Source organism: Hyphomicrobium methylovorum (genome assembly GCF_013626205.1).
GTDB lineage: Bacteria > Pseudomonadota > Alphaproteobacteria > Rhizobiales > Hyphomicrobiaceae > Hyphomicrobium_B > Hyphomicrobium_B methylovorum.
In genome coordinates this window covers 3,175,893-3,201,502 of sequence record NZ_QHJE01000001.1, presented here as the reverse complement: position 1 = coordinate 3,201,502, position 25,610 = coordinate 3,175,893, and the positions used below count along the sequence as shown (strand labels likewise).

The window sequence follows — 25,610 nt, the reverse complement described above, 5'->3', positions numbered from 1 at the left end:
CGCCTCATTCAGCTCCCGCGCCGTGCGGGCGCTTACCACCCGGAAGAATGTAGCCGAATGCGCTGATTGCCTTTCCGAGTTCGCCCGAAAGGACATGCCCGGTCAGATAGAGCCCGATCAGCCAGCCAATTGCGCTCAGAATGGCGGCGAGAAGAACGCCGAAGTAGCTCATAACGTCGCTTCCTGACAGAAGCACAACAGCGAGCGGCCCGGCAGCACTGAACACCGTCACGAGCACCGATCCCCGAACCGCCTTGAGAATATCCGACCAGCTCACGTCGACATGACGCTGCACGAACCAGATCGAGACATAAGCCTGAAACGGAACTGTCACGAGCCACGCAAGCGCGGCAGCCGTAACGCCAAACATCGCAGCACACGTGATGACCAACGCTGATATTGGCCACGCAATCAGGCTGCGTTTGAAGATGTCACGCATCGCGCCCATCGCCATCAGAATGGGATAATTAAGCTCCGCGGAAAACGCGAACATCGACGCGATTGCCATGATGCGAACCAACGGCACACTTCCCGCCCATTGATCGCCAAGCAGGATATGCACGAGCGGATCCGCAAGAATGGCAAGCACGGCGAGCGCCGGCCACTGAACGGCAGTGATAATTTCAACCGAGCGCAGATACGCGTTCTTCAGCGATCGGCCATTGCGAATTTCGATAGCGAAAGCGGGGAGCAGAATAGCATCAAGACCCCGCAGAATGGCCCGGTCAGGAAGCTGACACATCGTTATTGCACGCGAATACAGCGCAAGTTGCTCGAACGACAAGAGACGCCCGAGTGCGATCGAAGGCAGTGCTTCATAGATCCGATAAAGGATGACGTTGAGGCCGTTATATCCGCCGAATTCCGCCATCCCTCGCCACGTCCGGAATGACAGCCGGAAGATCGACCAGTCCCGCCACAATACAAGCGAGACCAAAGCGATGGTGATCGCCGATGCGAGTGCTGCCCAGGCAAAGCTCATGTAGCTGAAGCCAAGAGACGCAAGGCTCAACGTGACAGTCGCACCAACGAGAGCCCCGGACAAATTGATCACTGCGATCGTTCCGAAAGCCATATTCCGGCGCAGCATTGCAATCACGAGAGCGCCAATCACCTCAATCACGATCGCAACGGCAGCGATGGAGAGGTAAGGCACCAGCCTTGGCTCGCCATAAAACCTGGCAATCAGTCCCGAGATCGATACCAGAACCACCGAGATGAGCACCGATATCGAGAGCAGGATCGTGAACGTCATATGCACGTGTTCAGGCAAAAGGTTGCGATGCTGAACAATGAAATTCGTCGTCGCAAACTCACGCACCGACAGGATGAGCGTCGTAACGGCGAGCCCGACAACTGAAACGCCAATCTCAGCGGGCGTCAAAAGACGCGAAACGACAGCCAGCGTGACGAAGCTGATCAACAGCCCGGCGTAGCGTTCGCCGCTGGCTATGAAGAGAGCTCGTCGTATTCCGTTCATTCTTGGACCCCGAACTGCAGGCGCAATATATGTGAAAAGCTTAAAAACACCCGCACCCGTCAACCATTATGCAAGCCACCTGCCATATAGCCGGACGGCTTCGTCCTACATTTCGAGACCCGCGACCATCTTGCGATCGGTTAACCAAACCCGCGCCTCGTCATTCGGCGCTTTCGCCAGAACATCCATGTTCTTAATCTGGACCGGATATTGCTTTGTCCTTCGAATCCCGAATTTCGCACCCCTCCTGATGCTCGGGGCGCAGCGCTCATAAATGGATGCGAACGAAAATGGATCAGATGCCTGCCCGGGCGACCTCCACGGCCCGGCCAGACACCAGCGTGTCGCGCCAAAAGTCCCCGAAACCCCACCAACCGGCTCGGAAAATCGGACTGTTTGGCTTTTTTGGCATCGAGAACTTCGGCAACGACGGTTCAATGGAAGCGATGCTGCGCTTCCTTCGCAAGCAATCGCCCGCAACCGAGGTCATAAGCATTTGCGGCGAACCGGACAAAATCGCCGCGCTGTACGACGTTCCGGCCGTTGCGATCAGCTACCAGCCAAAAAGACGGCTGCTACGCTATCTAAATCGACTGTGTTTCAGCATTCCTGGAGAATTCGTATCACTCATCCAGGCGGCACGTCAGCTCCGCCAAATGGATCTCTTGCTCGTTCCAGGAACGGGTATCCTCGACGACTTCACGACCGGCCCCTTCGGCATGCCCTACTGGATTTTCCGGTGTTGCGCACTTGCCAGAATTTTGGGCACCAAGGTCGCATTCGTAAGCATTGGCGCAGGGCCAATTCATCATCCATTAAGCCGTTGGCTGATGAAATCCGCGGCTGGAAACGCCGACTATGTTTCTTATCGAGACGACGTCTCATTTAAATTCATGAAGGAGATCGGTTGCGACGTCAGTTCGCATGCGATCTTCCCCGACGTTGCATTTGGCCTTCCCGATCCTATCGCCCTGCGCCCGACGCGCCCTGAGGGCGAGGCGTTAACCGTCGGAATCGGCGTCATGACTTACAACGGCTGGCGCGGTGACAAGGCCCGCAATACTGCGATCTACGACGATTACATCGCAAAAATGGTGCGTTTCATTAGCTGGCTGATCGCGAGAAATTATCGCGTACGTCTGCTGACGGGCGACGGGGTCGATCAGGCTACGATCGAGAAAATCCTGAACGAAATCCGTGGACCTCACCCGGAAAACAGCGATGCGCCGATCGTCGCCGAATATGCCTACTCACTGCATGATGTTATGCGGCAGATGGCTGAGACAGATATCGTCGTGGCCACGCGCTTTCACAATATCGTCTGCGCATTGAAAGTCGGTCGGCCGACGCTATCCATCGGTTACGCCGCCAAGAACGACGCACTGTTGGCTTCCATGGGTCTCAACAGCTTCTGCCAAAGCCTCGAAGATCTGGATTTCGATTTTCTAATTGAACAGTTCGAACGGCTTGTGGCGGGGCGTAAGACATTCGAGCAGGAACTCGCCCGGCGTAACGCCGAGGTCTTGGCCGAACTGCATCGTCAGGAAGCAGAGCTTACTGAACGCTACCTCTAACGGTCACGGTCTCCGGCGGGTGTCCGTGATAATTTCAGGATGCGGATCGCCAGTCCATAATCCCGATTTCCTTAAGCAATTGGCGCAATACTTGCTTTGAGACAAATGGGAGAGTGCGTCCGGACGCTGGTGCCCATGAAGCATAACTCGAACTATGAGCGACAATTGCTTCGGCCGCTGACAGTCCGGCACGGCGTACTCAAGGTGGCGTAATTCGCCGACGTGAATGATGTGTTCGCGGATCGCGACGATCCGTAAGGGAGCCAAGCGTGAACAGTATTTCCAGCCGTTTCCAATCGTCCCGCGCCTTGCAGAAGCGCGCACACGAGATCATCCCCGGCGGCTGCCACACCTACGCAAAGGGAGACGATCAGTATCCCGTATTGGCACCTGGCTTCATCGTCCGAGGCGAAGGCGCCCACGTCTGGGACGCGGATGGCAATACCTACATCGAATACGGAATGGGCAATCGCGCCGTCGGCCTGGGCCACGCCTACCCGGAAGTTGTCGAGGCAGCGCGCCGCGAACTCGTCAACGGCAGCAACTTCACGCGACCATCCACATTGGAAGTTGCATGCGCTGAGGAATTCCTCTCGCTCATCGAAACCGCAGAGATGGTCAAGTTCTGTAAGGACGGATCGGACGCAACGTCTGCCGCCATGCGCCTCGCACGCGCCTACACGGGACGCGATAACATCGCGATCTGCGCCGACCACCCGTTCTTCTCGACCGACGACTGGTTTATCGGCACCACCGCGGTAAGCGCTGGCGTTCCAAAGGCGACGCGCGACCTCACCCTCACCTTCCGTTACAACGACAATGAAAGCGCCCGCCGCCTGTTCGCGGACAACCCCGGCAAGATTGCTGCTGTCATCCTGGAAGCCGCTCGCGCTGACGACCCGGAGCCAAACTTCCTGCACGATCTCAGACGTCTCTGCCACGAGAACGGCGCGCTGTTTGTGCTGGATGAAATGATCACCGGCTTCCGCTGGCACAACGGCGGCGCCCAGCGCTATTACGATATCGTTCCTGACCTTTCGTGCTTCGGAAAAGCGCTCGCCAACGGTTTCTCCGTCTCCGCCCTCGCCGGACGCCGTGAATTCATGCGCCTCGGAGGCCTTGATCACACCGATAAACCGCGCGTCTTTCTCCTCTCCACCACCCACGGTGCCGAAACGCACGCTCTTGCGGCTGCGATGGCCACCATCGGCGTTTACAAGCGCGAACCAGTGATCGAACACGCCAACCGCCTCGGGCAGCGTCTCCTCACGGAAGGAAACGCTCTCATCGCCTCGCGCGGACTTGGCGAACACGTGCGCATTCTCGGAAGGCCGAGCTGCCTCGTCTACTCAACGCTGGACCAAGAATTGAAGCCGTCGCAGGCATTCCGCTCGCTGTTCCTACAGGAAACAATCCGGCGCGGCGTTCTCATGCCCTCGCTGGTCGTAAGCTATGCGCATACCGATGCAGATATCGATCGCACACTCGAAGCAATCGGCGGCGCGCTCGAAATCTATGCAGAGGCCCTCGCTGGCGACGTGAGTAAACTCCTCGTCGGACGGCCGTCTCAGATAGTCTACCGCGCTTATAACGACGGCAAAACCGCCGCTCTCTAGAGCGGCGGCTAAACGTTCTTCAATAGATTGGACAGGGCGTCCTCGCGGGCAGCTAATGATGAGCTGAGAAATCAGCCCATCACCCGAGAAGTTATGCCGCCGGCCGAACGCGAGATTTCAGGGCATCGATCTTTCCGCCGACCGCGTTCCACCAAGAGTCCGGTATGATATCCCGAAGCCGCTCGACGCTCGGACGCGCAACCCGGTTCAGCACGATACCAACGGGCTTGGACTCGCTGTTGAACAATTGACGGATAATGTTCTCCGCCGCTTTTCGATTTGTAACACCCGACCTCACGACCACGACGACACCATCGGCAACGTCGATGACGGCACCAGCATCGATGTAGTCACCCGCCGGAGCGGTATCGATGACCGTCAGTTCGTAATTCTGACGAGCCTTGTCGAGCAACTTGCTAAGCACCGGCGCATCAAGAACGTCGAGTGCCGATTGACCCTGGTCGAGCGTAGCGCCCCGGAAATCTGGCGATTTTTCCCCCAGAGAGATAATCCCCGGTGCAGTTCCGGAGTACGGGTATTCACCGTCCTGCAAGTTTGCAAACGCTCGCGTCAAACCATGCGAGCGGAAGTCGGCGTCAACGAGAAGCGTCTTCCGTCCAGTGCGAGCCGCGGCGAAGGCGAGCGCCGACGCAATCGTGCTGCACCCATCGCCGGGCTTGTTCGAGACAACCGCAATGACGATGTTTTTAGATCTGGAAACACCTTCCGCCCAGCGCCGCAGTGTGAACACGGCCTGCTCGATCTTGCCGCCAGAGAACCCGCTGAACGCGGCTCGTCCCAGATCCAGACCAAAACTCCGCTTCTCGGGAACGAGCGTCAACGGTGCGATGCCATAGATGCGTTCGACATCGGCCGCGGAGTAGATTTTCGCCCGCATGAGTTCGCGAACCAGGATCGCAGCAGATCCAAGCAAGAGAGACAGGAACGCAGCCAATACCAGCATGAGCGGCTTCTTCGGGAAGCTCGGCGTGCTGGGCGTTACAGCGTAGTTCACGATCTGCGCATCGGGAGAAATCGCGCTCTCTTGCGCTTGCGTTTCGCGGTAGCGGGTCAACAGCGCAACGTATGTCTTCTTCAATGCGTCGGCGTCCCGCCGAAGCTCATCCAGCTTGAGAAGCTGCTCGGAACTCTTCTGAACCTTCTTCTTCAGGTCTTCGAGACCAGCTTCGAGGATTTTAACCTGGCTTTTTGCGGCATCGCGCGCCAACTCGTTCGCCATCGAGCCAACCTGCCCAACGCGCGCATCTGCCTGCGCCGCCATCGCCCGCACCTTTGCCAGTTCCTGTTCGTGGTTGGCAACCTCTTGCTGAGCGAGCGTCACTGTGCCGAGTTCAATGATATCGTTCTCAGCTTTGTACTTCTGGATCTCCTGCTCGGACTTGACCAGTTCATCGCGGAGCTCTTCGACCCGCTCCTTGAGAACCTTGCTATTCGACCTCGTAGCGACCGACCGGCTGTCCAACTGATCGGCGATGTAGCCGTCCATATACGCATTGGCGATGCCCGCCGCGCGAACGGGGTTTGTATCGGAATACATCACATCGACAAGGAGGCTCCGGCCCTTACGTTCGATTTTGAGACGGCGCAGAAGGCCGTCGATCAAGCTCGGATCACGCATTTTGCCGTTCAGATGTGCGCTATGGTTGAGCTGGCTCGTATCCGTCACCGACGCCTTCGTCTCGACGGCTGGCAGCGAAATGCCCCGCTCCTCCATAAGATCGATCACCCGCTCGGCAACGCGCGTAGATCGCAAAAGCGCGATCTGCGTTTCGATATTGTCTTGATTGGCGTCGCCACTCGCCAGGAGGCCATCGAGATTGAAAAGCTTGGGCTGGCGGGAATCGAGCAGAATACTGCCGCTCGCCGTGTAACTCTTCGGCGAAACCATCAGGAAGAGCGTCATCAGACCGACGCCCACGGCCGCTATACCGGCAAGCAACCGCATGTTGCGCCGGACCATCTCGGTGAGCATGGTGAGGCTGATGCCGCCGGACCGATGGAACTGCTCGCCCTGAACATCGATGGGCAAATTAGCCTCCGCGAGACGTCGATCGAATTCCATTGGGCAGCTCCGGCTGTATCGCATCGGGGCTCCCGTCTTGAGCCACCGCGAGGAATTCGTGCACGCTCTATGCCAGGGCCCTCGCCCGGTCCGTTAACGACGTTGAAACGCGCCGAACCAGCAATCCCGGACTTGACCCTCCACCGAAGACGGCCGCCCACCCCGGCGCAAAACGAATGACGTAAACAGCGTCGGCAGTTCAGCAAGACGCGTTGCAATCAGGAACGATCCGACACGCGACCTCGGATTATCGATACGAAAGGCAAGCACACCGGAAGCCCGACCACCATCGAGTTGTCGCTCCACCAAAATGGAACCCGGCCCGCTGAGCCGGACGATTCCTGCGATGATAATCAGTAACGGCGCTAACAGGATGAAAGCCAAAACAGCCATAGCGAGCCGGACGAAGCTCTTAAGCGCCTTGGCTACGACGGGCCGCCGCCACTCATCCAATGCAGCGGAGTGCGCGGCCTCGGAAGCTGGCTGTCTGTCATCCGTCATGCGGAAAGAGAACCGCCGACGCGGGTGAGGAAAATGAACGTCGCTCACAGCCTACTGTCTACTTTGAACGCCACAATACAAGACGGCGCGCAAACCTGCACCGTCGACGAACAAGCAATGTCTCCAAGAAAGACACTGATTAAGCACTCGTTAATATATCTTAAAATCGCAAAAGGCCGTTATGGCCAATATCCTATCAATTTGACGTAGGCAACGCGCCATCCAACCTGAGCGCAGAGCAAGGCTCTGGCGTCGCCGCAGCGTTCGCTCTTAAATGACGATCAATCGACGTCAGTCTATTTCGATTGGCAAAGGGATTGCAGGGGCATCGGAAACCTATCCAAAGGCCGGCGATTACCCGCATGCACAAGCCGATATCCAGACACGAGCACGTGGCAGGCGCGAACGTCGCTTACGTCGTCAATCAATATCCGAAGGTGAGCCACGCCTTCATCCGGCGCGAAATCAACGCGCTTGAGGATCAGGGCATCTCCGTTGCCCGCTACGCCATCCGCGGATGGGACGACACCAGCCTCGTCGACCCCGCCGATCTGAGCGAACAACGCCGGACGTCCTACGTCCTCCAGCAACCCCGACTGACACTCCTCACCACAACCGTATCGGCGGCCCTCCGGAACCCGAGATCGTTCCTCCGGGCAACGTCGCGCATGCTTTCGATGATGCGGAAGGCAAGCAGCCGCCGCTTCGTCCACATCGCATACCTCATGGAAGCGGCCGTAATTGCGCGGTGGGCAACCGAAAACAAAACCGACCACATCCATGCGCATTTCGGCACGAACTCCGCCGAAGTCGCGATGCTCGCACATCTGCTCACCGGCATCCCCTACAGCTTCACGGTCCACGGCCCCGAAGAGTTCGACAAACCCGTCGAACTCGGCCTTTCGGAAAAGGTGCAGAACGCGAGCTTTGCTTGCGCCATCAGTTCCTATGGCCGAAGCCAGCTCTGGCGTTGGCTGCCTCAAAACCAGTGGCACAAGATCAAACTCATTCGCTGCGGCTTAGACGAGCGCTTTCTCGCCGCCACGCCGGAAGCCGCGCCGCCAACCAACCGCCTCGTTTGTGTCGGGCGTCTCTGCGAACAGAAGGGCCAACTTCTGCTCGTTGAGGCTGCTGGCCACCTCGTCGCGAAAGGCGTGGACATCAATCTCGTCCTCGCCGGCGACGGCGAAATGCGCGCCAATATCGAAAAGCGAATTTCCGAACTCAACCTGCGCGATCGCGTTTCGATCACGGGCTGGATCAGCAGCGAGCAGGTCGCCCGCGAAATAGAATCCGCCCGCGCACTCGTGCTCCCGAGCTTCGCCGAAGGCCTTCCCGTCGTCATCATGGAAGCAATGGCGTTGGAACGCCCGGTCATTACGACCTACGTGGCGGGCATCCCCGAACTCGTAACGGACGGTAACTCCGGCTGGTTGCTTCCCGCTGGAGACGTCCACGCCTTAACGGATGCAATGGCCGCGTGCCTCGCGACACCGGCTTCAAAAATCCACGAGATGGGGCGTATCGCGCGCGAACGCGTGCTGAACGCGCACAACATCAATACGGAATGCAAGAAGCTGGCAGCGCTCTTTCAAGCGTCGGCGCTGTCGAAATCAGCTTCAGCTTACTGACGATAGAGCGGTCTGGAACCGAACATGTCCTTCGTGCTTTTCATTGCAAACGCAATCCTGCTGACGATTGCAGCGGCGGCGCTGGTAGCCGTCCTCACACTTGCGCTCGAAGTCGTGATGTCGCCATTTCGCACGCCAGCGTCCCGACCATCGAGCGCACCGCGGTCGCCCATTGCCGTTATCGTCCCGGCACACAATGAAGCTGGCGCCATCGCCGCAACGATCGAAGAAATCAGCAAGCAGCTTTCGAGTGCCGATCGGCTTCTCGTTGTCGCCGACAACTGCACCGACGAAACGGCGCTCATCGCACGCCGCGCGGGTGCAGAGGTCGTGGAGCGAAATGACACCACCCGCATCGGCAAGGGCTACGCACTCGACGCAGGCGTAAAGCACCTCGAAGCATCCGATCCCCGGGACGTCATCGTCTTCGTAGATGCCGACTGCAGACTTTCAGACAGCGCAATTGAATATCTGGCTCGAGCTTGCGCCGAAAAGGGTGGACCCGTTCAGGGCATATACCTGATGAACAGCCACGAAAGCGCGACCGCCCGTCAACGGATCGCAACATTCGCCTGGCGCGTGCGAAATAAGGTGCGCCCGCTCGGATACCACGCTCTCGGGATGCCGTGCCTGCTGACGGGTTCGGGCATGGCAATTCCGCGTCACGTTCTCAAGCGCATCGATCTCGCCACCGGTCACATTACAGAAGACACGCTCATCAGCGTCGAATGCGCCCTGCAGGGCTATCCGCCGACGTTATGCCCCGATGCCGAAATCACAAGCGACTTCGCGCCGACAGAATCCGGCCGCGATGTTCAGAAGACACGCTGGATGCACGGCCACCTCTCGGCAATCATCAGCCTAGTGCCGCGGCTGATCGTCGGCGCGGTGCGCAAACGCGATATTCGCTTGCTAGCGCTGGCCGCCGACATCGCCGTACCACCGCTCGGGCTGCTGTTGGCGCTGCTTGTGATCTTGACGCTCGTCACCGCAACTCTCCTCCTAGCGACGGGCTACGCGTTGCCTTTCATTCTTTCGTTCGGCGCAGGTGTCCTTGCATTTCTGGCTCTGCTGCTCGCATGGGCAAAAGGCGGCCGCGATCTCATCGGCGCCGCAGAAGTCCGCGAAATTTCGCAATACGCGTTGCGTCAACTCTCCGTCGCAAAAGACTTTGTTGCCGGCCGCCGCGCGGCCTGGATACGTTCGGAGCGCGACCGATAAATGTCTGCCAACGCTCCGGACATGGAGACCGCCATTATCGGCGGCGGGATCGTCGGATTGGCAATCGCCGCCGAATGCGCCCGCCAAGGTCAAGATGTCTATCTTCTCGAACGCAACGCCGCTCTCGGGCAGGAGACGAGTTCTCGCTCGAGCGAAGTCATTCATGCGGGGATTTACTACCCGAAGGGTTCGCTCAAAGCCCGATTGTGCATCGATGGCCGCAACCGCCTTTATGCCTATGCGCGCGAACACGACGTCGGCTTCAAGAAGCTCGGAAAACTGATTGTCGCCACGTCCGAAGACGAAGTTCCGACACTCGACGTGATTGCATCGAAAGCGAAGCAGAACGGCGTCGACGATTTAGCGGTCCTATCCCGCTCGGACGCGCATGCCCTCGAACCCGAAATCGCTGCCGTCAAAGCCCTCTTCTCTCCATCGACGGGCATCATAGACAGCCACGAATTCACACTGGCGCTCGAACGCGACCTCATCGACCACGGCGGCACGATCGCACGCAGCACCAACATCCAAAGCGTGAGCCAGAGGCCGGACGGCATCTTCGAAATGTCGATGACGACCGGCGGACAAAACACAACAATGACCGCGCGCAATCTCATCGTTGCTGCGGGACTCGGAATGGCGGAGCTTGGGAATAAACTTCCGCACGCACCCTCCTATCAGCCGCCGCAACTCTTTTTCGCAAAAGGTCACTACTTCGCACTCAATCGCGCGACGCCGTTTCGCCACCTCGTTTATCCCGTCCCGGTCGAAGGCGGCCTCGGCACGCATCTGACCCTCGACATGGAGGGCAACGCCCGCTTCGGACCCGACGTCCTCTGGATCGATCGCGTCGATTACGCATTCGAAGAAGACAACGGCTTACGTCGTGAGGAGTTCGAACGCTCGATCCGTCGCTATTGGCCATCGATCGCCGAAGGCGCATTGGTCCCGAGCTATACAGGCATTCGCCCCAAGATTTCGCGACAGGGCGAGCCAGCCCGCGATTTCGCAATTCACGGCCCTCGCGATCACGGAATCCAAGGGCTCGTTGCATTGTACGGCATCGAAAGCCCGGGACTTACGTCCAGCCTTGCGATCGCCAACTACTGCAACACGCATGTGCGGCAGGCGCTGTAGAGAAACTCTCAACCCGTCAACAAACGAGTACGCTACTCGGCTTTGAGAATTTGATCCGTCGCGATTTTGTAGACGCTTCCGGCGTAACGCGACAGAAACAGCGTTTTTCCGTCTGGGCTGAATGCCAACGCCGCAGCGCCGGATCCAGGTGGCAAATCACCTGTAATGTCCCGCCAATTTCGCCCGCCATCCACGCTGACGTAAATATGCTGCGGCGCCATTCCAGACCACGAGGTCGTGCTTACGACAACGAGATCGGAAACCGTTGGATGCGCGGCGATCGCCTTCGTCGTCTCCGTATTTGGAAACCGCGATACGGTCGTCCACGACGCACCATGATCTTTCGAAACGAAAACGGCGCCGCCATTCATTGCTCCCGTCGCGTAGATCGCTCCGTCGTTCGCCGCCACCATATCGAAGACAGCGCCGCTCTGCCGAAATACGGGTACCCAGCTTTTTCCATCGTCGGTCGAGCGATAGATGCCGCCCTTATCACCGACGATACCCCAGTAGAGATATCCTGGCTGCGTTTTGTCGACGGCAAACGCGCTGTAAAATTTGAGCGACGGCGGCCGCCCAGAAACGCGTGTCCACGTCCGCGCGCCATCTTCTGAAATGAACAGCCCGCCACCATCATCACCATCGATGCCGAGGTAAAAGCGTTTGTCATTTCGCGGGTCGATCGCCAGCACGCGCGGATACCCCTGATCCCAAAGCGTATTGATGACAGGCCGCTTGTCCGGCAAGCCGGTGCGTATCTTCTCGAACGTCTTGCCACCATCCTCGCTGAGCAAGACCTGATTTATCGGCGCGTTCCAAGGCGACGACGTCGCAACGATGCGGTTCACCGATGGGCTGGCGATGCGCCAAACGTGCCCGTTCTCATCGTCTTTGTAGCCGGTCGATGGAAAGAGAGCCGTAAACGACGCGCCGCCGTCATGACTTCCAAGAAGCCCATTGTCCATCGTCGCCGCCAAGACTGTCTGATCATTATGGGCGACAATATCGGTCCCGACCGTATTCGGAGTTCCCCGTATTTTCTCTTGCCAGGTCTCGCCGCCATCCTGGCTACGCCACACACCCCACCAGTCCGTACGGAAAACCACGTTCGCTTCAAACGGCGACGCCTTCAACGACGTGATCGCGCCTTGCGTGCCGGCCCAGGACCGCGTTGGATCGGCATGAATATCGCCTTCCGATGGTCCGCTCGTCGCACGCCACGAACTCAGATCCATATTCGAATAGAAAACTTTGCCGCTCCAATCCTTGTTCTGGACGGCATATACGCGCTTCGCGGACGCACTGTATTCAATACGGAATATCGAACTCGGATGCACGCTTGGAATACGCGACCAACGCTCGCCCTTACCGTCCGACTCCCAAATGGCGCCGTCACTCGCAGCAAGAAACCGTTCTTCGAACGGAATAAGATCCGTGACTTTCGGCAGAGGCGTCGCCGAAGTCCAAGAGCGCGTCGCCGAGTGAAAGATGTGAACGCCGTCGGCCCGCGCCGCGATCAGCCCGGACGCATCCATCAGACGCTGCAATGAGACGACCGGTCCGCTGCCCGCCGAGGGCGGAACCTTGAGATCATCCCAGGTGCTGCCGCGATCCGAAGAGCAGAAAACCTCTCCCTTGGCAGTACCCACGCAGATCGAGTTGTCGTCAGCACGATCAAGCAAAATCGAGCGATAGTTCGCAGGCCTTTCAAAACCGATCCGGCCACCGAGATTATCCAACGCCTGCCAATGGCCGCCAGCGTCAGTCGACACCGAAACACCGGCTTGAGTGGCAGCAAATAGAATGTCCGAATTCGCTGGAGAAACTTCGACGATCGAAACGGTCAAATTGTTGAGCCCGCGCGTTATGAACGACCAGCGCTCCCCGCCGTCATCGCTGCGCCACATCCCGGCAACGTCCGATGCCAGATACATCCGGCCCTTGTGAACGGGATCAAACACAATGTTCGGGTAGCACCCGCCGCCATACCACCCGGCGAACGTCCAGAGGACTCCTGTGGCGCCCGCAATTCCGCTGAACACGATCACAGCGACGCAAACAACAAAACCCTGAAACCAACGCATCGCGACACCCTAACGATCGCATCTCGACGGCGCGCCATCTCGCATCCGCGAGAGAACCGCTGCCGCAGCAGATGCATCAACGCCCGGGCATATCACCAAAACCGGCGCCGACGATTGCGAATTCCGTTTCGAGCTTAATCCCATGCGCCCCGCAACATCGGCCACCGGCGTTTGATCTTGCACGAAAAAGCACAACGGGAATTTATCTCGCCGCGCAACCATCACGCCCGGATTCCGCTCTGCAGCAGAGCTGCACAGATTATCGGCCGCCCGCCCGGACTATATCGAAAGATCTACTTGTTGCCCGAATGGAAGTCGAATAGGCGTCGCAAAACTGTAATAAAACTGAAATATTTGGACAGCCCCTGTGAGACAACCCGCATGGATCCAGTCATTGCAGGCCTCGCGCGCTAGCTCCATTGCAGCGATCGGACTACTTGTTGCAGTCGCAGGATATTGCCTGGCATTCGAACGTTCGCTTTACGCAGCAGGTTGGTCTCTACTCATACTCGCGCTTCTAGTGCTTGTCCTTGGGCGCCTGTTAACATCCTCTCTTGCTCTCGCCGCGATCGTTCTTTCAGTTGTAACGGTCTCGATTGTAAAAAATCACATTCTTCAGATCGCGCTGCACTCATCCGATATTTTGATGATTTCCAATTGGGATATGCAGAAGTATCTCTGGAGCGATCAGCGCCACTACATGGTCGCTCTTTACGCAAGTGCCGCTCTAATCATAGCGATGTTGGCGGCCGTCTATATGCGGGATACGTCGTACATCCCGCGCATCACCGGTTTTGCTATCCTAGCAATCGGCTCGCTATTTTTCTTCACCGCGGCCAGTGCACATAGTGAACACCCCGAGTTCAACTTTACGAGCGTGAATCGCCATCTCACAAATTTCTACGCCTCACTCAGAGAAACCACGGGAATCGCGCAAAATCGCTCGTACTTCGGTATTTCGAATAACGTAAAGGCCGCCGGCATCAATCAAGAAAGATGCAATCGAACTGAAGACACTCCGAACATTATTATGATCCACGAAGAGTCGCTCTTTCCCCCGAGCCTCTACAGTGAGATCGAATACGACCGCAGCATCGATCCATTCTTCAAATCGGTCGACGGTGATCTGCACTTGCTGCGCGTCGAAACCTTCGGATCGGGATCGTGGCTCACTGAATTTTCCGTCTTCTCCGGCCTGTCGACGGAAGCCTTCGGCGGCGTAAGAAGCATGGCGCCAGCCATCATGACGGGGAAACTCGGCGACTCCCTTACGCAATGGCTGAAATCATGCGGCTACACCAACATTGAACTGAGCCCATTTCCGGAAGGTTTTGCATTCTCTGGCCGCTTCCTTCGGTCGATAGGCTTCGACCGTATTATCGATCGGAAGGCGCAGAAGGCTTCGACATTCAACGAGCGTGACGCCTTCTATTTCAACAACGCCATCGCCGAGATGAAAAAGCATTTCGCTGATAGTTCTCAGCCGCTCTTCACATACATAATGACGATGGCAACGCACTATCCCTACGACTACACCTATGCGCCAGAAGAAAACGTTGCAGGCGGAACAGCAAAATCGGCGCCTTATATAGATGAGTATCTGAGGCGCGTAGGGTTGGCCGTTAGAGACTATCGAGCGTTCGTTTCGACGCTCAAAGCAAGCTTCCCGTCCAAGAAGTTTCTGATCCTTCACTACGGCGACCATCAGCCGATCGTAACAGGCAACCTCGCCGCTTCATCCAGCACGTCGAGCGACCCTCGATCTTCGATTGGGTATTTGACGTATTTTGCCTTTGATACGATCAATTACACAGCGCCGCCTTTGCCGAAGCAGAAGATAGTCGACATCCCATACCTAGGCAGCATTGCGCTGATGATGGCCAAGTTGCCACTCAATGAAGCCACCGCGAGCCGACTTAGTCTGCTCGAGGAATGCGACGGCCGTTACTCATTCTGCCCTAAAAAGAAGCTCATCGCCGATTTTCAAGAGCGCCTATTTGAAACTGGCGCTCTGAAAGTTCACTAAGAACCGGGTGCGCACTCACCAATAACCCACGCCTTGGCCTCTGGTCATTCGGATGGTCGCGAGAACATAAACGACCGCATCCATCGAAAAGCCAACCGCCGTCATCAGCAGCGTCTTTGCTGACATGCGAATATCCGTGCGCTTTCCTATGTTCAGTCGCTTGTGCAGAAAGTGGAACGGAACATATCCGAACGGCGCACGAGGAAGCTCGGCCTTGAGCGTCGTCCGTAACCAATCTTCATCGTCGGCAACGGCTCTCAAATATCTCTTCGCCTCGTCGAAGCTCATCTGCTTACGGCGCAGCGAGGCGAATAGCGCAGCATTGATCGCACTACCAATGACGATACGGGTCTGATGCCGCAGAAGTTGTCTGACAGTGCGCAGCGATTCATAAACATGGAAGACGTCGTTTCGCCCATCGATGCGTGAAATCTCTTCCGGTCGCGAAAGAAGATCGGTCAGGATCATCTCGCGCAGGAAGCCGTCTTCAACCGGCAGGCCGATCGGCATCGTGATGCTTCGCGCCGTCTCGGATCGAATAACGTAGAGTTGTCCTGAGATCGACGTTCGATAGTCATCGAGCATGCCACCGCCCTGATTGATCAACCAGGCGACCGGACCGACCTTCAGATTATAGTATTGGATGTCCTTCACCGGCCTGCTGACATACACCTTCAGCTCGGAACGCGCCGCGAGACTCTCGGACATCATCTGGATGGTGCGAGGGTCCACCAGCCGGATATCGGCATCCATAAAGATGACTTGCTGAGCGTCGGGGCGGAGCAGCTGATGCGTGAAAATATTCCAGCTTCTGGACTTGCCCGATTTCTGGATCGTCGCGATCTCAATGCGGTGCGCCAGCCGTTCTGGCTGTTCACTCTTCCATCGTTCAGCAACCGCAGTGGTATCGTCCGAGCAACCATTTGCCATAACAACGAGGCGCCAATCCGTCCCGTCGTTCGCAAGTAAGCTCTGCTGCACCAAATCACCTAAAACGCTGGTGATCCGTTCGGCTTCATTGTGGGCAAACAGGCAGATATCGATCACAAGGCCACTCATTTGGCATCAGCTCCAAATGACGAAGCGTGAACGGCCGTTCGTAGAGGCCTGAGACCGTGCCAATTGAGAACAATCAGAACCCGCGTTCCGAAATGAAACCTTGGATGGAGCAGCGGCATGCATCGAAAACGAACTCCTGGAAGGGGCGCTCTCTCCAAATGCAAATTCTGTGGCAGGGCCGAATGCGTCGGTCACGTTAACGTCCGAGGTGAAAAAGGTTCATCTCGTTAGGTTTAATTCTTCCCCAAAACCGCCGCTGACAGACGAGCCGATGGACAGACGGAAGCCGCAGGAACGATCGTCAACGCGAGCTGCTTCAGCCCCAAACAACCCTACAACGAGTTTTTGTAAATCTTTCCGTCTTTCATGATCACGACGAAGTTCTTATCCGGATCGGCGACGAGATCGATGTTCTCCAGCGGATTTCCATCGACCAGCAGCAAGTCGGCAAACGCGCCCTGCTCAATCACCCCCAGCTTGCCGGGATAAGGATTGCGCTCGCCAGACATCTCCAAGAGTTTGGCATTGGTTCCGGTCGCCATGATCAGCGCTTCGGCAGGCGTGTACCACCGCTTGAGTGATGCCAGAATTGCGCCTTGGCGCTTCGCCAACGCATGAGAAAACAGAACGTCGGTGCCCCACGCCGTCTTGACCTTGTATTTCTTCGCGAACTCGTACGTCCGACTGATACCCGGCCAGACCTTATCCGCCTTGATGCGTTGGATCGACCCGACAGGAAAGCCTGTCCGCAGCTCCTCGGGAAGCGGCTGCAAGCTCAGCCAAATGCCTTTCTCCGCAATGAGTTTGACCGTGTCTTCGTCCATCAGGAAGCCATGCTCGATGCACGTCACACCCGCGGCGATCGACATTCTGACGGCAGCCGTCGTAAAGGCGTGCGCGCAAACGTAGGTTCCCCAGTTCGTCGTCGCTTCAACGGCTGCGCGAAGCTCCGCGTCGGTGAACGTCACAACGTCGATGGGACTGAACGGCGAGGATACGCCTCCGCCCGCCGTGAGCTTGATCTGAGACGCGCCCTGCATCAGTTGTTCCCTGACGCGCACGCGCACTTCGTCCGGACTGTCGGTGACCATACTGCCACCAAGCTGTTCCATGCGACTGAGCGTGCCGCCCAGCTTTCGCGGAAGCTCAGAAAGTTGGCGGAAATCCCCGTGCCCGCTTGTAACGGTAATCATGGCGCCGGAAGGATAAATGCGCGGACCGCTGATGACACCTTCATCGATCGCTCGTTTGAGCCCGAATACAGGTCCGCCCAAATCGCGAACCGTCGTGAAGCCGCGCAGCAGCGTATCTTTAGCCTCATCTCCAGCGACAATATTGTTGTACCCAGCATCACCGTTGATAGCCTGAGCGGGGTCAGGACGTATCAGCATTGCGTGCCAGTGCGCGTCGATCAGGCCCGGCATCAGTGTCCGGCCGTCGCCTGCAATAACCGTTGTCGAAGCGCCTTTCTCAACCTCGATTGGATCCTTGGAGATCGTCTCGATGGTGTTTCCACGGACGAGCACATTCATCGCGGGGCTAAGCGTTTCGCTTTTACCGTCAAAAATGCGGACATTCTCAAAAAGCGTAGCGGCGGGCGTTTCACCCGCAGGCGGATTAGCCATCGCAGCGGAAGCGGCAATACAAAGAAGAGAAACGACGAAAGCCATCCGAAAAGGCATGGAGTGTTCCTTCTTTCGCATCTAGCCCGCGAAGGAAAACTAGACCTCCATGCGCATCGTTACCACTTAAAACCGTGTCTGATGCTCCATGAGTTAATCGGACTTCTCAGCATGGCCCAGCCCGAAACATCGTCCCTAATACTGAAATTGGCCTGTAATGATCATCTTTGACCGCTCAGATATGCAGCGCATCCCGGGCAATTCGTAAGCCGCGCATTATCCTTCCATACCGCCGCGCGGTCCTGCGTGCCGGTAAACCGGAAAGATCAGATTGACCGAGGAGTGACGTGAGAACGCTTTGGTTCTCGCTCAAAAACTTTGCGAGGCTCGAGAAACCGGACGGCCATCCAGCCGAAACGGTCGTAAAATGAACGGCGTCAGCCATCCCAAGTGCAACGAGGTCGGTGAACGCGTTCACCGTTGCTTGGCGCCTGTCGTCATCGCTGGTGTAGTTTTTAGAGACATGCAGCGCCTTGCCTGCCTGATCGGGCAGCTCCGTCACAAAAAACGGATAGCTGCATTTCAGCGCGTCCATAGCGTAGGAGCGCACGTCGCGATTGTCAGTGCAAATCAAGACGCGCTTGCGTATCAGCCGCGGGGCGAGCGCTGCAAGAAACATCTTGTAGTCCGTCTGATGATCGGTGTGACGGATATGAATCCCCACATAGCCGGGTTCAATGTCGCGCAGCGCATCGGTGATCGCGCGAGCAACTGGCGCGGAAAACCTGATGTGAGAAAGCAGAGATTGCGAATATGAACCGCCACCGCTTTGGCTATGTACGAGTAACGGTTCCGGGTGATCGCAAGCGAAATCAAAGGAAAGTTGCGCACCGGTCAGTTGATCAACGTGGTTCTTTCCGCAACCTGCCCACCTGGGAACATACTTTCCAAAGCGGCCGGCGATTTCCGGCGGTCGACAATCAAGTGCGTTGAGCGCTTCGATGCAGTCCGCAGACACCCATGGGATGATCTTTTCATCGCAATCTGAAAACTCGAAGTAATCTGTGAAGTGGCCCATCAAGCCGGTCCGCACGGTGTCAGTAATCAGCGTACGGTCATATGCTTTGGCGTATCTCCTGCATTTTTCAATCTGGCAGAGAGTGTCGTTTAATCCGCCGATCGGCGAACACAAAAGCAGCCTGTCGCTGTCGCGCATCCGTGAATACTCCCTGGCCGAGCCAGCTTAGATTATGGCGCGCCAGGGAATGCACAATATATCCGTCCACAGATGATTACAGGAACGAAGGCTTTTGCACGGGTCTCTCACTCCCCCTGCCCATCTGCTAATTCATGCGTAACGACGCATACTGAAATATCTGTGTTTTACCCTTCGCGATGACACGGGAATTTTCGCGCTTGCTTCAGCGGAGAGCATTTGAAACTCAGTATACGGCCGAATTGGCTGGCGAATTCGTGGGACGAGCGGCGCATGCCACCGTCACACTCACAAAGTCACTTGTTCAGTTCTCGTGACCGGAATGATCTGCGAGCCGCGAACTCTCGACAAAAATCGTCGACTGGGACCCGTTTGGGACACGGCAAGAACTCAGCAATGAGTGATGGCAACTTAGGTCTTTGATTGAATGGTCGGAGCGAGAGGATTTGAACCTCCGACCCCCAGTCCCCCAGACTGTAATTTCCTGTCTTTTCGCGACTCTCATCTTCTTTTTGCGTCTCTCTCAAAAAACCAATAGACCAAAGATTTACAAAGTTTTGATGAGACATAACGCGACGTGAAGAGTCGAAGGAAGTCACGCAAACCGGGACACCATTGGGACACGGGATTGATTGAAATCGTCCGATCTTAAGCGTACCGAGTTGTATGCCCGAGATCGCGTGCAACGTCCTGACGGTTAAGTCTCGCCTCAAAGGCGAGCGCGCTGTCTACCAGATTGCTGGCGTTCCGGGACTGCACCTAGCGGTGCTTGGCGGTGGCCGCGGATCATGGCGAATTCGCTACCGGCCACATCGCGGCACTGAAAAGAAGTGGCACACGATTGGCGATGCCCAAACGGTCGAACTAGGCGACGCGATCAAAAAAGCACGCGATTTGCTGGCCACGCTCCAACTGGACGGCACCGACCCTCGGGCTCAGGCAGAGAAGCGTGCCGCAGCGACCATGACATTCGCGGACGTATACCGGGAATGGCTCGAACACCCTGGCCGTGCGCGCACACTGCGAAGCCGAACACGAAGCGAGTATGACCGCCTATTCAAGACACACGTCGAGCACCGCATCGGCAAAGTGAAAATGGCCTTGCTCGACAAGGCCACGGTCAAAGCGAAGGTCGAAGAGGTCCGCACAGCCTCGACCAACGCCAAGATGGGGCACCGCGGCCTGCAGGCGGCCAAAGCGTTGCAGATGATACGCTCAGTGTGCCGTTATGCACTCGCCAAGGAGTATGTGGACCGCGATGCCACGTTCGGCATCGAGCAGCCCGTACCCGATGAGCACCCCGATGGCCGTCAGAACCGCCCGCCGACCAACGACGAATTGAAGACGCTGTGGCTGGCCGCCGATGGCGTGCGCGCCAAGCCGAAACGCGAATTCATGGCCCCGCAGACCCGCCGGGTGTTCAAGCTCGCCGTGCTGCTCGGCAAACGCATCAGCGAACTCGTCGGCGTGCTGAAGTCCGAAGTCGAGTTCGGAGATAACGCGAACCTGTTCATTCCCGGCACGCGCGAGGGCAATAAGAGCCGCGAAGATCAGCGCGTGCCGTTACCGCCCCTGGCCGAAAAGATCATCCGCGAGGCTATCGCAGAGGCTGGCACGTCGCCCTTCCTGTTCCCCGGCGACGGATCGAAGCGCGCCAAGGGCCGCCAAGGTGACTTCTCCATCTCGCGGCACACGCCGTCCCATGCGCTGCGGAAGTTGAAAGCGGACCTAGGCATCGCGGAAAACGTCCGCTTGCATGACATGCGCGGGCTGATCGTGGATCAACTCGCAGCAATGGGCGTGCCGAGCGAATACCGCAGCCACATCCTCCACCATACCGGCGACATGCGCGCGACCCTGGCCAACGATATCTATTCGACTTACGACTTCCTGCCGGAGAAGCGCCGCGCGTTGGAGCTTTGGGAAAAGCGGCTTCTCGAAATTATCGACGGCCGCAAGCCATCAGGATTGAAGTGGGATTAGATGCTCTGCACACGGCATGCAACGTATCTGTCATTGAAACAATCGTGCCCGCGATTTTACAACACGAGCTCATCATAACGCCGCTGCAAATATCGTTTAAAAGCCTTTTGATCTTCCAAGCCAGCGAAGTCGAGCAACTTAACTAGGTCGTTATCTGTGAGGACAATTACAAATCCCCTCCCATCGCTAGCTGTATCGCGGCAAGTTTGGATAGTTTTTTCGCGGCGACCATCGGTTCTACAAGTGAGAAAACCGAGAAAACCACGCTGGTGGCCAAACCTTGAGCTAATTTGATCAAATTCAGGGTTTCCAATATCGTAAGTATAATTTTTACATTCAATTGGCACATGCGTGCTGCGCGTTTGCGGCGCGACTAGCATTGTGTGAAAAAACCCATCGATAGCGGCGTTTGTAAACACGATGTCCACCCTCTTTCTGCCCTCATGAATTTCCTTCTCTTTAATTGGATAGATTAGATGCGGATAAAAAAGGAAGGTGAGTATACCGATCATCAAAGAATGATAGTTGCTCGCGTAACCGCTCCCAGTTGGACAATTTTGCAACTGAACCTTTAGCACCTGAGCAAACGCAGCAGCGTCGAAGTCGTTTTCAAAGTCTTCAATTCCGAGCGCACCTTGCGCTCCCTTGAGTTCTTTATAGCGATCCAAGACCTCCGGATGTTGGCTGACAAATTTTGCAAGCTCATCCTTGATAAAGGGATGAGTGGCCTTTACGTCCTTCTTGGTGATTTTCTTCCTGAAAACGTGGGTTAGACCGGCAACCCCAAGTTGATACTCACTTTGCAAATAATTGATCATGTGGTGGTTGTAGAATTCCTGACTGTCCAATGACAGTCGACGCCTTACCGAATACTTCGGCACAAGCAAAACTGGCTTGCCCCTTATCACAGGCAAGCAAGCGTAGCCCGATTCCCATCGTGATGTTCGCACGTTCCATGCGGGCTGATGCGCAACGCTCTTCGTGAGAACACCGTGCAGGTCACATTGAGATTTGGTATACTTGATCAATGGTCCACGAATTATATTCGTCGTCAAATCCGATACCTTATCTGGACCGATCCCAGCTACAAATAGTTCCGCCTCACCTAGATCAGACAAAACCCCAGTCGCGACCGCTCGACTCTTTCGCAAGGCGTTTAAAAGCAACCCGCCCTGTTCATCCCCAACGCCCCTCCCTTTGGGACGCCCTTTGGATAAACCTAAGTATGTTTCTCTTGGTTCATGAAGGTGAGAAACCAACGACTCGGCTCGATTAGTATCGCCCGCTTTCAGGGCATCAAGTACCTCTTGAAAAAATGACCTAATGTGATCGCCACATGTTCCAGACCATTCATCATCTTTGATTTCGATTGCATAAGGATCGATGAAGAGCCGAGTATCACGCATCGGATCGATATCAACGAAATCAAGTTCGGGCTGCGACTTGCCCAACCCAAAATGTTTTGAAAATCTCATTTTCCCGCCCCCCACCCGCTGGAAACGCCGATTTTTTTATTCCCTATTATACCGCATGCGGATGATGCGACAAATTCTTATCGCACGGCGTGACAGCGCTTGATGCCGTGGACTTCAATGACAGGCTGAGCACGCTTTGCGATCTGGCAAGCATCCGCCGCAGCCGCTCCGCGCTCGTGAACGTCACGCTGGCATAGAAAAGCCCGCCGCATTGTGTCGATGCAGCGGGCTCGCTCGATGCCGGCAAACCACGGGAGGTGAAATCCGGCAGAGCATCCAATCGGCCGCTCGCGCGGCCTTCTCGATCAGATCGGCAGCGGCTTCAATCCAGCAACGGCACGTAACGCCTGGATGCGGTCGCGCTCCTGATCAGCGTCGAACTGCCATGAGAAGTGGCTCGACGGCGCGCAGTGCCCTGTCGGTCCGTACTGCCGGATCATCGCGAGATGTGATCGCGCAGTTTCAAGGATCTTCCGCTGAAGCTCCTGTGCCCTCAGCGGGTCCCGTGGAAGTTGGGCATCTGAGATCCAGAACGCGTCGGAGCCCCTCGATTCATCAACCGGATTGCCTTGGCGGTCCGTGCGGTATTCGGCACCGAAGACCCGACGATTCATTTCCTCGGCATCGTCTGGATCGTATGGATTTAATTCGCTGGTGAACTTCGACTTTGTGGGAATTACTTTCGCTTCGAATATGGGCATTTGAACACCTGACTCTAATCGTTATTGTGCAGCACAATTACCGCTCAATTCGCACCAATTAAATATCTCATATACGATTGCATGAGCAATGTAAAGATGGTAAACCTCAATTAGCATTTACGCTTTTTCGAGATTTAACAATGCCATGCCGTATCTGGTTGAGAGTACCGGCGATATGCGAGTTAACGGCACTCTCCAATGACACCGTGATCCGCTTGGCCAATCGTCACGATTGGCCGTGGAAATCCGCAGCTAATTCGACCGTCAAGCTATATGCGGCCGATGCAGTCGAGCAGACGCTCGATCTCACATTCAATATGGATAATTTAATTGCCGTCGCGCGCCGGTTAAATCGCGTCGCGGTGCTCATCGAAACGGAGAATAGCCCGTGAAGACATCTGAAAAGAAAACGCCCGCAGATATCGTCGCCGGGCTCGTATCAGAAGCGGATCGTTGCGCTGCCGAAGTCGCCGCATTGCGCAAAGATATCGAGACTAAAGGTCAACGCATTCTCTCGCTTGCATTGGAGATTCGCCAAGGCGATGGCATCGCGTTAGCCGAAGTCGGCACATTGCGTGCTGAGATAGCGGCAGCGAAAGAGCAGTTGCCACTGACCGAACGAGCGGAACAGATCCTACGCACGGAAGCGCAGGCTGAACGGGATAAAGAAAAGCTACAGCGAACGCGACACCTAAAGCGAAAGACAAGGAAGGCATTGGAGGCGCTACCGCCAATCGCAGCACGCATCGAAGCGCAGTTCGAAGCCGTCATTCGCGAGATCAAACTGCTAGAAGCGACGGCCGAGCCGATTGCTATTTCGTGGCAGTCCGAGTTTGGCGCGAAACCGCCGGTCCTTTACCCAGGCTCGGTCACTAAGATGCTCGGCCACGCGCTGTTTATGATCATCCGTAAGCACGGCGCAACGCTCCCGGAGATCAAGTACCACCAGGTGCAAGGGTGGAACGCTGGCCTCGCTGACTTCTGGGCCACCAACGTGAAGGAAGCAGGAGAACAGCTGCTCGCTGACGATAGCGTACGCATGGCCAAGCCGGCCATCGAGGCAGACGAACAGCGCGAAGAATTCACACCGGCAGCACCCCACGTCTGGACGGATGCTGAGATCGCTGCCGCGAACGCACAGGGCAACCCACATGGGTGGCCGCTCTCACCGCGGGAATGGGCACATGGCGAACGCAGTGGCGAAGATCTGAAGCCGACCATGCCGGATGGTCACGACTTCGATGTGTTCGGTCCGTGAAGTTGAAAACGCCACCCTCGACGGCAATCGGGGGTGGCGCAATAGCGTCAGAAAAGGAAGTGTTGCAATGTCTCGAATATCATCAATGCCGCCTGGCGGCAATCCCTTAATAGGCATGTTCGCATATTCGCGATACCCAAAGGGCCTACCGCCAGAATCTCAGATTACAAAAAACTATTTGAGAATCGAGGCGCAAGTCGCGCCAACATCATTCCTTGCGGCGCACATGCACGCACGCCCCGGCGAGGGGGTCGCTGGATATCGAATAATCGAAATGGGCGAGCTTCGCGACTGCGCTTTCTTTGCAAGCCATCCAGAAATGTTCGCGCATTGGGAGAGCATCATGGATCAGATATTGTCCACGCCCTATTCGCTCGCAGTGCGGCGAAAGCTGCAGGCAAAGGACCTAGCAGAGCTCGAAAGTATCAAACGGACCAAGTAAATGAAAAAGGCTCGCATCAGTTTCCCCACCGATGCGAGCCGAATTAGTGACAACCCCATCCAAAGGATTGTATTATGAATCTAATAGAGCCTGCCCAAATCGTCAAGCCAGATATCGGCCTCGCCATTCAGCATATCGAGCTTTTGACCGGCGCCGCCGATTACCCGTGCGACTTTCGACTCCTGCATGATAGTCAAAAAGGCGAATTCACCCCTCGCAATCTGTTCGGCACGGTCGAGGATCTTTGGCCAGAGATCGAAGCGGCGCAGCGGGAAGGCTATGGCGTCTTTGTCGTCGTCAATGAGGGCGGCCAAAATGATGCCTCGATTAGCGGCACCCGCGCTCTCTTCATTGATGGCGACGACGTACCGATGCCAAGCCGCTGGCACTGCCCGCCGTCCTTCATCGTAAAGCGCAGCGATATTCGATGGCACGCATATTGGCTCGTTGATGGTCTGCCACCCGACGCGTTCAAACCGGCGCAGCTTCGGCTCGCAGCGA

General features: G+C 56.5%; 19 protein-coding genes. 9 read left to right on the top strand and 10 right to left on the bottom strand.

Annotated features, from left to right (window positions below):
• Positions 1-4 precede the first annotated feature (4 nt).
• Complete coding sequence (locus DLM45_RS15230) at positions 5-1,480, bottom strand: lipopolysaccharide biosynthesis protein (protein ID WP_210269858.1); 1,476 nt, start codon at positions 1,478-1,480, stop codon at positions 5-7.
• A 341-nt stretch (positions 1,481-1,821) separates the two neighbouring features.
• Here DLM45_RS15230 and DLM45_RS15225 point away from each other — a divergent pair, with 341 nt between their 5' ends.
• The gene (locus tag DLM45_RS15225) at positions 1,822-3,054 is read left to right on the top strand and encodes a polysaccharide pyruvyl transferase family protein (RefSeq protein WP_181337925.1); all 1,233 of its coding nucleotides are present in this window, start codon (positions 1,822-1,824) and stop codon (positions 3,052-3,054) included.
• A gap of 269 nt (positions 3,055-3,323) precedes the next feature.
• Positions 3,324-4,670, top strand: a complete 1,347-nt coding sequence (locus DLM45_RS15220; RefSeq protein ID WP_181337924.1) for a glutamate-1-semialdehyde 2,1-aminomutase — start codon at positions 3,324-3,326, stop codon at positions 4,668-4,670.
• Positions 4,671-4,761: 91 nt separating this feature from the next.
• Here DLM45_RS15220 and DLM45_RS15215 read toward each other — a convergent pair whose 3' ends face one another.
• Positions 4,762-6,753, bottom strand: coding sequence for a GumC family protein (locus tag DLM45_RS15215; RefSeq protein WP_181337923.1), 1,992 nt, complete (start codon positions 6,751-6,753; stop codon positions 4,762-4,764).
• Positions 6,754-6,846: 93 nt separating this feature from the next.
• Positions 6,847-7,254: a hypothetical protein gene (locus DLM45_RS15210; protein WP_181337922.1), complete on the bottom strand. Its 408-nt coding sequence runs from the start codon at positions 7,252-7,254 to the stop codon at positions 6,847-6,849.
• A gap of 362 nt (positions 7,255-7,616) precedes the next feature.
• Here DLM45_RS15210 and DLM45_RS15205 point away from each other — a divergent pair, with 362 nt between their 5' ends.
• From DLM45_RS15205 to DLM45_RS15195, 3 genes are read left to right on the top strand one after another with little or no spacing between them, the layout of a single operon-like run.
• A complete protein-coding gene (locus DLM45_RS15205) occupies positions 7,617-8,885 on the top strand; it encodes a glycosyltransferase (RefSeq protein ID WP_181337921.1) in 1,269 nt (422 codons plus the stop codon).
• 24 nt (positions 8,886-8,909) lie between these two features.
• Positions 8,910-10,106 (top strand): glycosyltransferase family 2 protein, encoded by a 1,197-nt coding sequence (locus DLM45_RS15200; RefSeq protein WP_181337920.1) that lies wholly within the window; start codon positions 8,910-8,912, stop codon positions 10,104-10,106.
• A complete protein-coding gene (locus tag DLM45_RS15195; RefSeq protein WP_181337919.1) occupies positions 10,107-11,243 on the top strand; it encodes an NAD(P)/FAD-dependent oxidoreductase in 1,137 nt (378 codons plus the stop codon). It abuts the gene before it with no gap.
• A gap of 32 nt (positions 11,244-11,275) precedes the next feature.
• On the opposite strand, the gene DLM45_RS15190 is transcribed toward DLM45_RS15195, so the two are convergent.
• Positions 11,276-13,327, bottom strand: a complete 2,052-nt coding sequence (locus DLM45_RS15190) for a VPS10 domain-containing protein (protein WP_181337918.1) — start codon at positions 13,325-13,327, stop codon at positions 11,276-11,278.
• Positions 13,328-13,694: 367 nt separating this feature from the next.
• Between DLM45_RS15190 and DLM45_RS16705 the strand changes: the two genes are divergently transcribed.
• Positions 13,695-15,353: a sulfatase-like hydrolase/transferase gene (locus tag DLM45_RS16705; RefSeq protein WP_181337917.1), complete on the top strand. Its 1,659-nt coding sequence runs from the start codon at positions 13,695-13,697 to the stop codon at positions 15,351-15,353.
• 15 nt (positions 15,354-15,368) lie between these two features.
• Here the strand turns inward: DLM45_RS16705 and DLM45_RS15180 are convergent, their stop codons facing one another.
• The 3 genes from DLM45_RS15180 to DLM45_RS15170 form a co-directional block, all read right to left on the bottom strand.
• Complete coding sequence (locus DLM45_RS15180) at positions 15,369-16,412, bottom strand: glycosyltransferase family A protein (protein ID WP_181337916.1); 1,044 nt, start codon at positions 16,410-16,412, stop codon at positions 15,369-15,371.
• Between the two features lie 332 nt (positions 16,413-16,744).
• Positions 16,745-18,037, bottom strand: coding sequence for a metal-dependent hydrolase family protein (locus DLM45_RS15175; protein WP_246317665.1), 1,293 nt, complete (start codon positions 18,035-18,037; stop codon positions 16,745-16,747).
• A 232-nt stretch (positions 18,038-18,269) separates the two neighbouring features.
• A complete protein-coding gene (locus DLM45_RS15170; protein ID WP_181337914.1) occupies positions 18,270-19,250 on the bottom strand; it encodes a hypothetical protein in 981 nt (326 codons plus the stop codon).
• Positions 19,251-19,916: 666 nt separating this feature from the next.
• Between DLM45_RS15170 and DLM45_RS15165 the strand changes: the two genes are divergently transcribed.
• Positions 19,917-21,233 carry a tyrosine-type recombinase/integrase gene (locus DLM45_RS15165; protein WP_181337913.1) on the top strand — a complete coding sequence of 439 codons (1,317 nt, stop codon included), beginning with the start codon at positions 19,917-19,919 and terminating at the stop codon, positions 21,231-21,233.
• A gap of 56 nt (positions 21,234-21,289) precedes the next feature.
• On the opposite strand, the gene DLM45_RS15160 is transcribed toward DLM45_RS15165, so the two are convergent.
• Positions 21,290-22,708: a hypothetical protein gene (locus DLM45_RS15160; RefSeq protein WP_181337912.1), complete on the bottom strand. Its 1,419-nt coding sequence runs from the start codon at positions 22,706-22,708 to the stop codon at positions 21,290-21,292.
• A gap of 305 nt (positions 22,709-23,013) precedes the next feature.
• A complete protein-coding gene (locus DLM45_RS15155; protein ID WP_181337911.1) occupies positions 23,014-23,409 on the bottom strand; it encodes a hypothetical protein in 396 nt (131 codons plus the stop codon).
• Positions 23,410-23,549: 140 nt separating this feature from the next.
• Between DLM45_RS15155 and DLM45_RS15150 the strand changes: the two genes are divergently transcribed.
• Both DLM45_RS15150 and DLM45_RS15145 read left to right on the top strand, forming a co-directional pair.
• Positions 23,550-23,801 (top strand): hypothetical protein, encoded by a 252-nt coding sequence (locus DLM45_RS15150; RefSeq protein WP_181337910.1) that lies wholly within the window; start codon positions 23,550-23,552, stop codon positions 23,799-23,801.
• The gene (locus DLM45_RS15145; protein WP_181337909.1) at positions 23,798-24,667 is read left to right on the top strand and encodes a V-type proton ATPase subunit G; all 870 of its coding nucleotides are present in this window, start codon (positions 23,798-23,800) and stop codon (positions 24,665-24,667) included. Before DLM45_RS15150 ends, DLM45_RS15145 begins: the two co-directional genes overlap by 4 nt.
• A gap of 522 nt (positions 24,668-25,189) precedes the next feature.
• Here DLM45_RS15145 and DLM45_RS15140 read toward each other — a convergent pair.
• Positions 25,190-25,423 carry a hypothetical protein gene (locus tag DLM45_RS15140; protein WP_181337908.1) on the bottom strand — a complete coding sequence of 78 codons (234 nt, stop codon included), beginning with the start codon at positions 25,421-25,423 and terminating at the stop codon, positions 25,190-25,192.
• Between the last annotated feature and the right edge of the window lie 187 nt (positions 25,424-25,610).

Bases quoted from the DNA above. Each gene is read 5' to 3' on its own strand.
- DLM45_RS15165 (WP_181337913.1), top strand. From the start codon at position 19,917: ATGCCCGAGATCGCGTGCAACGTCCTGACGGTTAAGTCTCGCCTCAAA.
- DLM45_RS15205 (WP_181337921.1), top strand. From the start codon at position 7,617: ATGCACAAGCCGATATCCAGACACGAGCACGTGGCAGGCGCGAACGTC.
- DLM45_RS15215 (WP_181337923.1), bottom strand. From the start codon at position 6,753: ATGGAATTCGATCGACGTCTCGCGGAGGCTAATTTGCCCATCGATGTT.
- DLM45_RS15210 (WP_181337922.1), bottom strand. From the start codon at position 7,254: ATGACGGATGACAGACAGCCAGCTTCCGAGGCCGCGCACTCCGCTGCA.
- DLM45_RS15195 (WP_181337919.1), top strand. From the start codon at position 10,107: ATGTCTGCCAACGCTCCGGACATGGAGACCGCCATTATCGGCGGCGGG.
- DLM45_RS15160 (WP_181337912.1), bottom strand. From the start codon at position 22,708: ATGAGATTTTCAAAACATTTTGGGTTGGGCAAGTCGCAGCCCGAACTT.
- DLM45_RS15190 (WP_181337918.1), bottom strand. From the start codon at position 13,327: ATGCGTTGGTTTCAGGGTTTTGTTGTTTGCGTCGCTGTGATCGTGTTC.
- DLM45_RS15150 (WP_181337910.1), top strand. From the start codon at position 23,550: ATGCCATGCCGTATCTGGTTGAGAGTACCGGCGATATGCGAGTTAACG.
- DLM45_RS15170 (WP_181337914.1), bottom strand. From the start codon at position 19,250: ATGCGCGACAGCGACAGGCTGCTTTTGTGTTCGCCGATCGGCGGATTA.
- DLM45_RS15200 (WP_181337920.1), top strand. From the start codon at position 8,910: ATGTCCTTCGTGCTTTTCATTGCAAACGCAATCCTGCTGACGATTGCA.
- DLM45_RS15180 (WP_181337916.1), bottom strand. From the start codon at position 16,412: ATGAGTGGCCTTGTGATCGATATCTGCCTGTTTGCCCACAATGAAGCC.
- DLM45_RS15230 (WP_210269858.1), bottom strand. From the start codon at position 1,480: ATGAACGGAATACGACGAGCTCTCTTCATAGCCAGCGGCGAACGCTAC.
- DLM45_RS15175 (WP_246317665.1), bottom strand. From the start codon at position 18,037: ATGGCTAATCCGCCTGCGGGTGAAACGCCCGCCGCTACGCTTTTTGAG.
- DLM45_RS15155 (WP_181337911.1), bottom strand. From the start codon at position 23,409: ATGCCCATATTCGAAGCGAAAGTAATTCCCACAAAGTCGAAGTTCACC.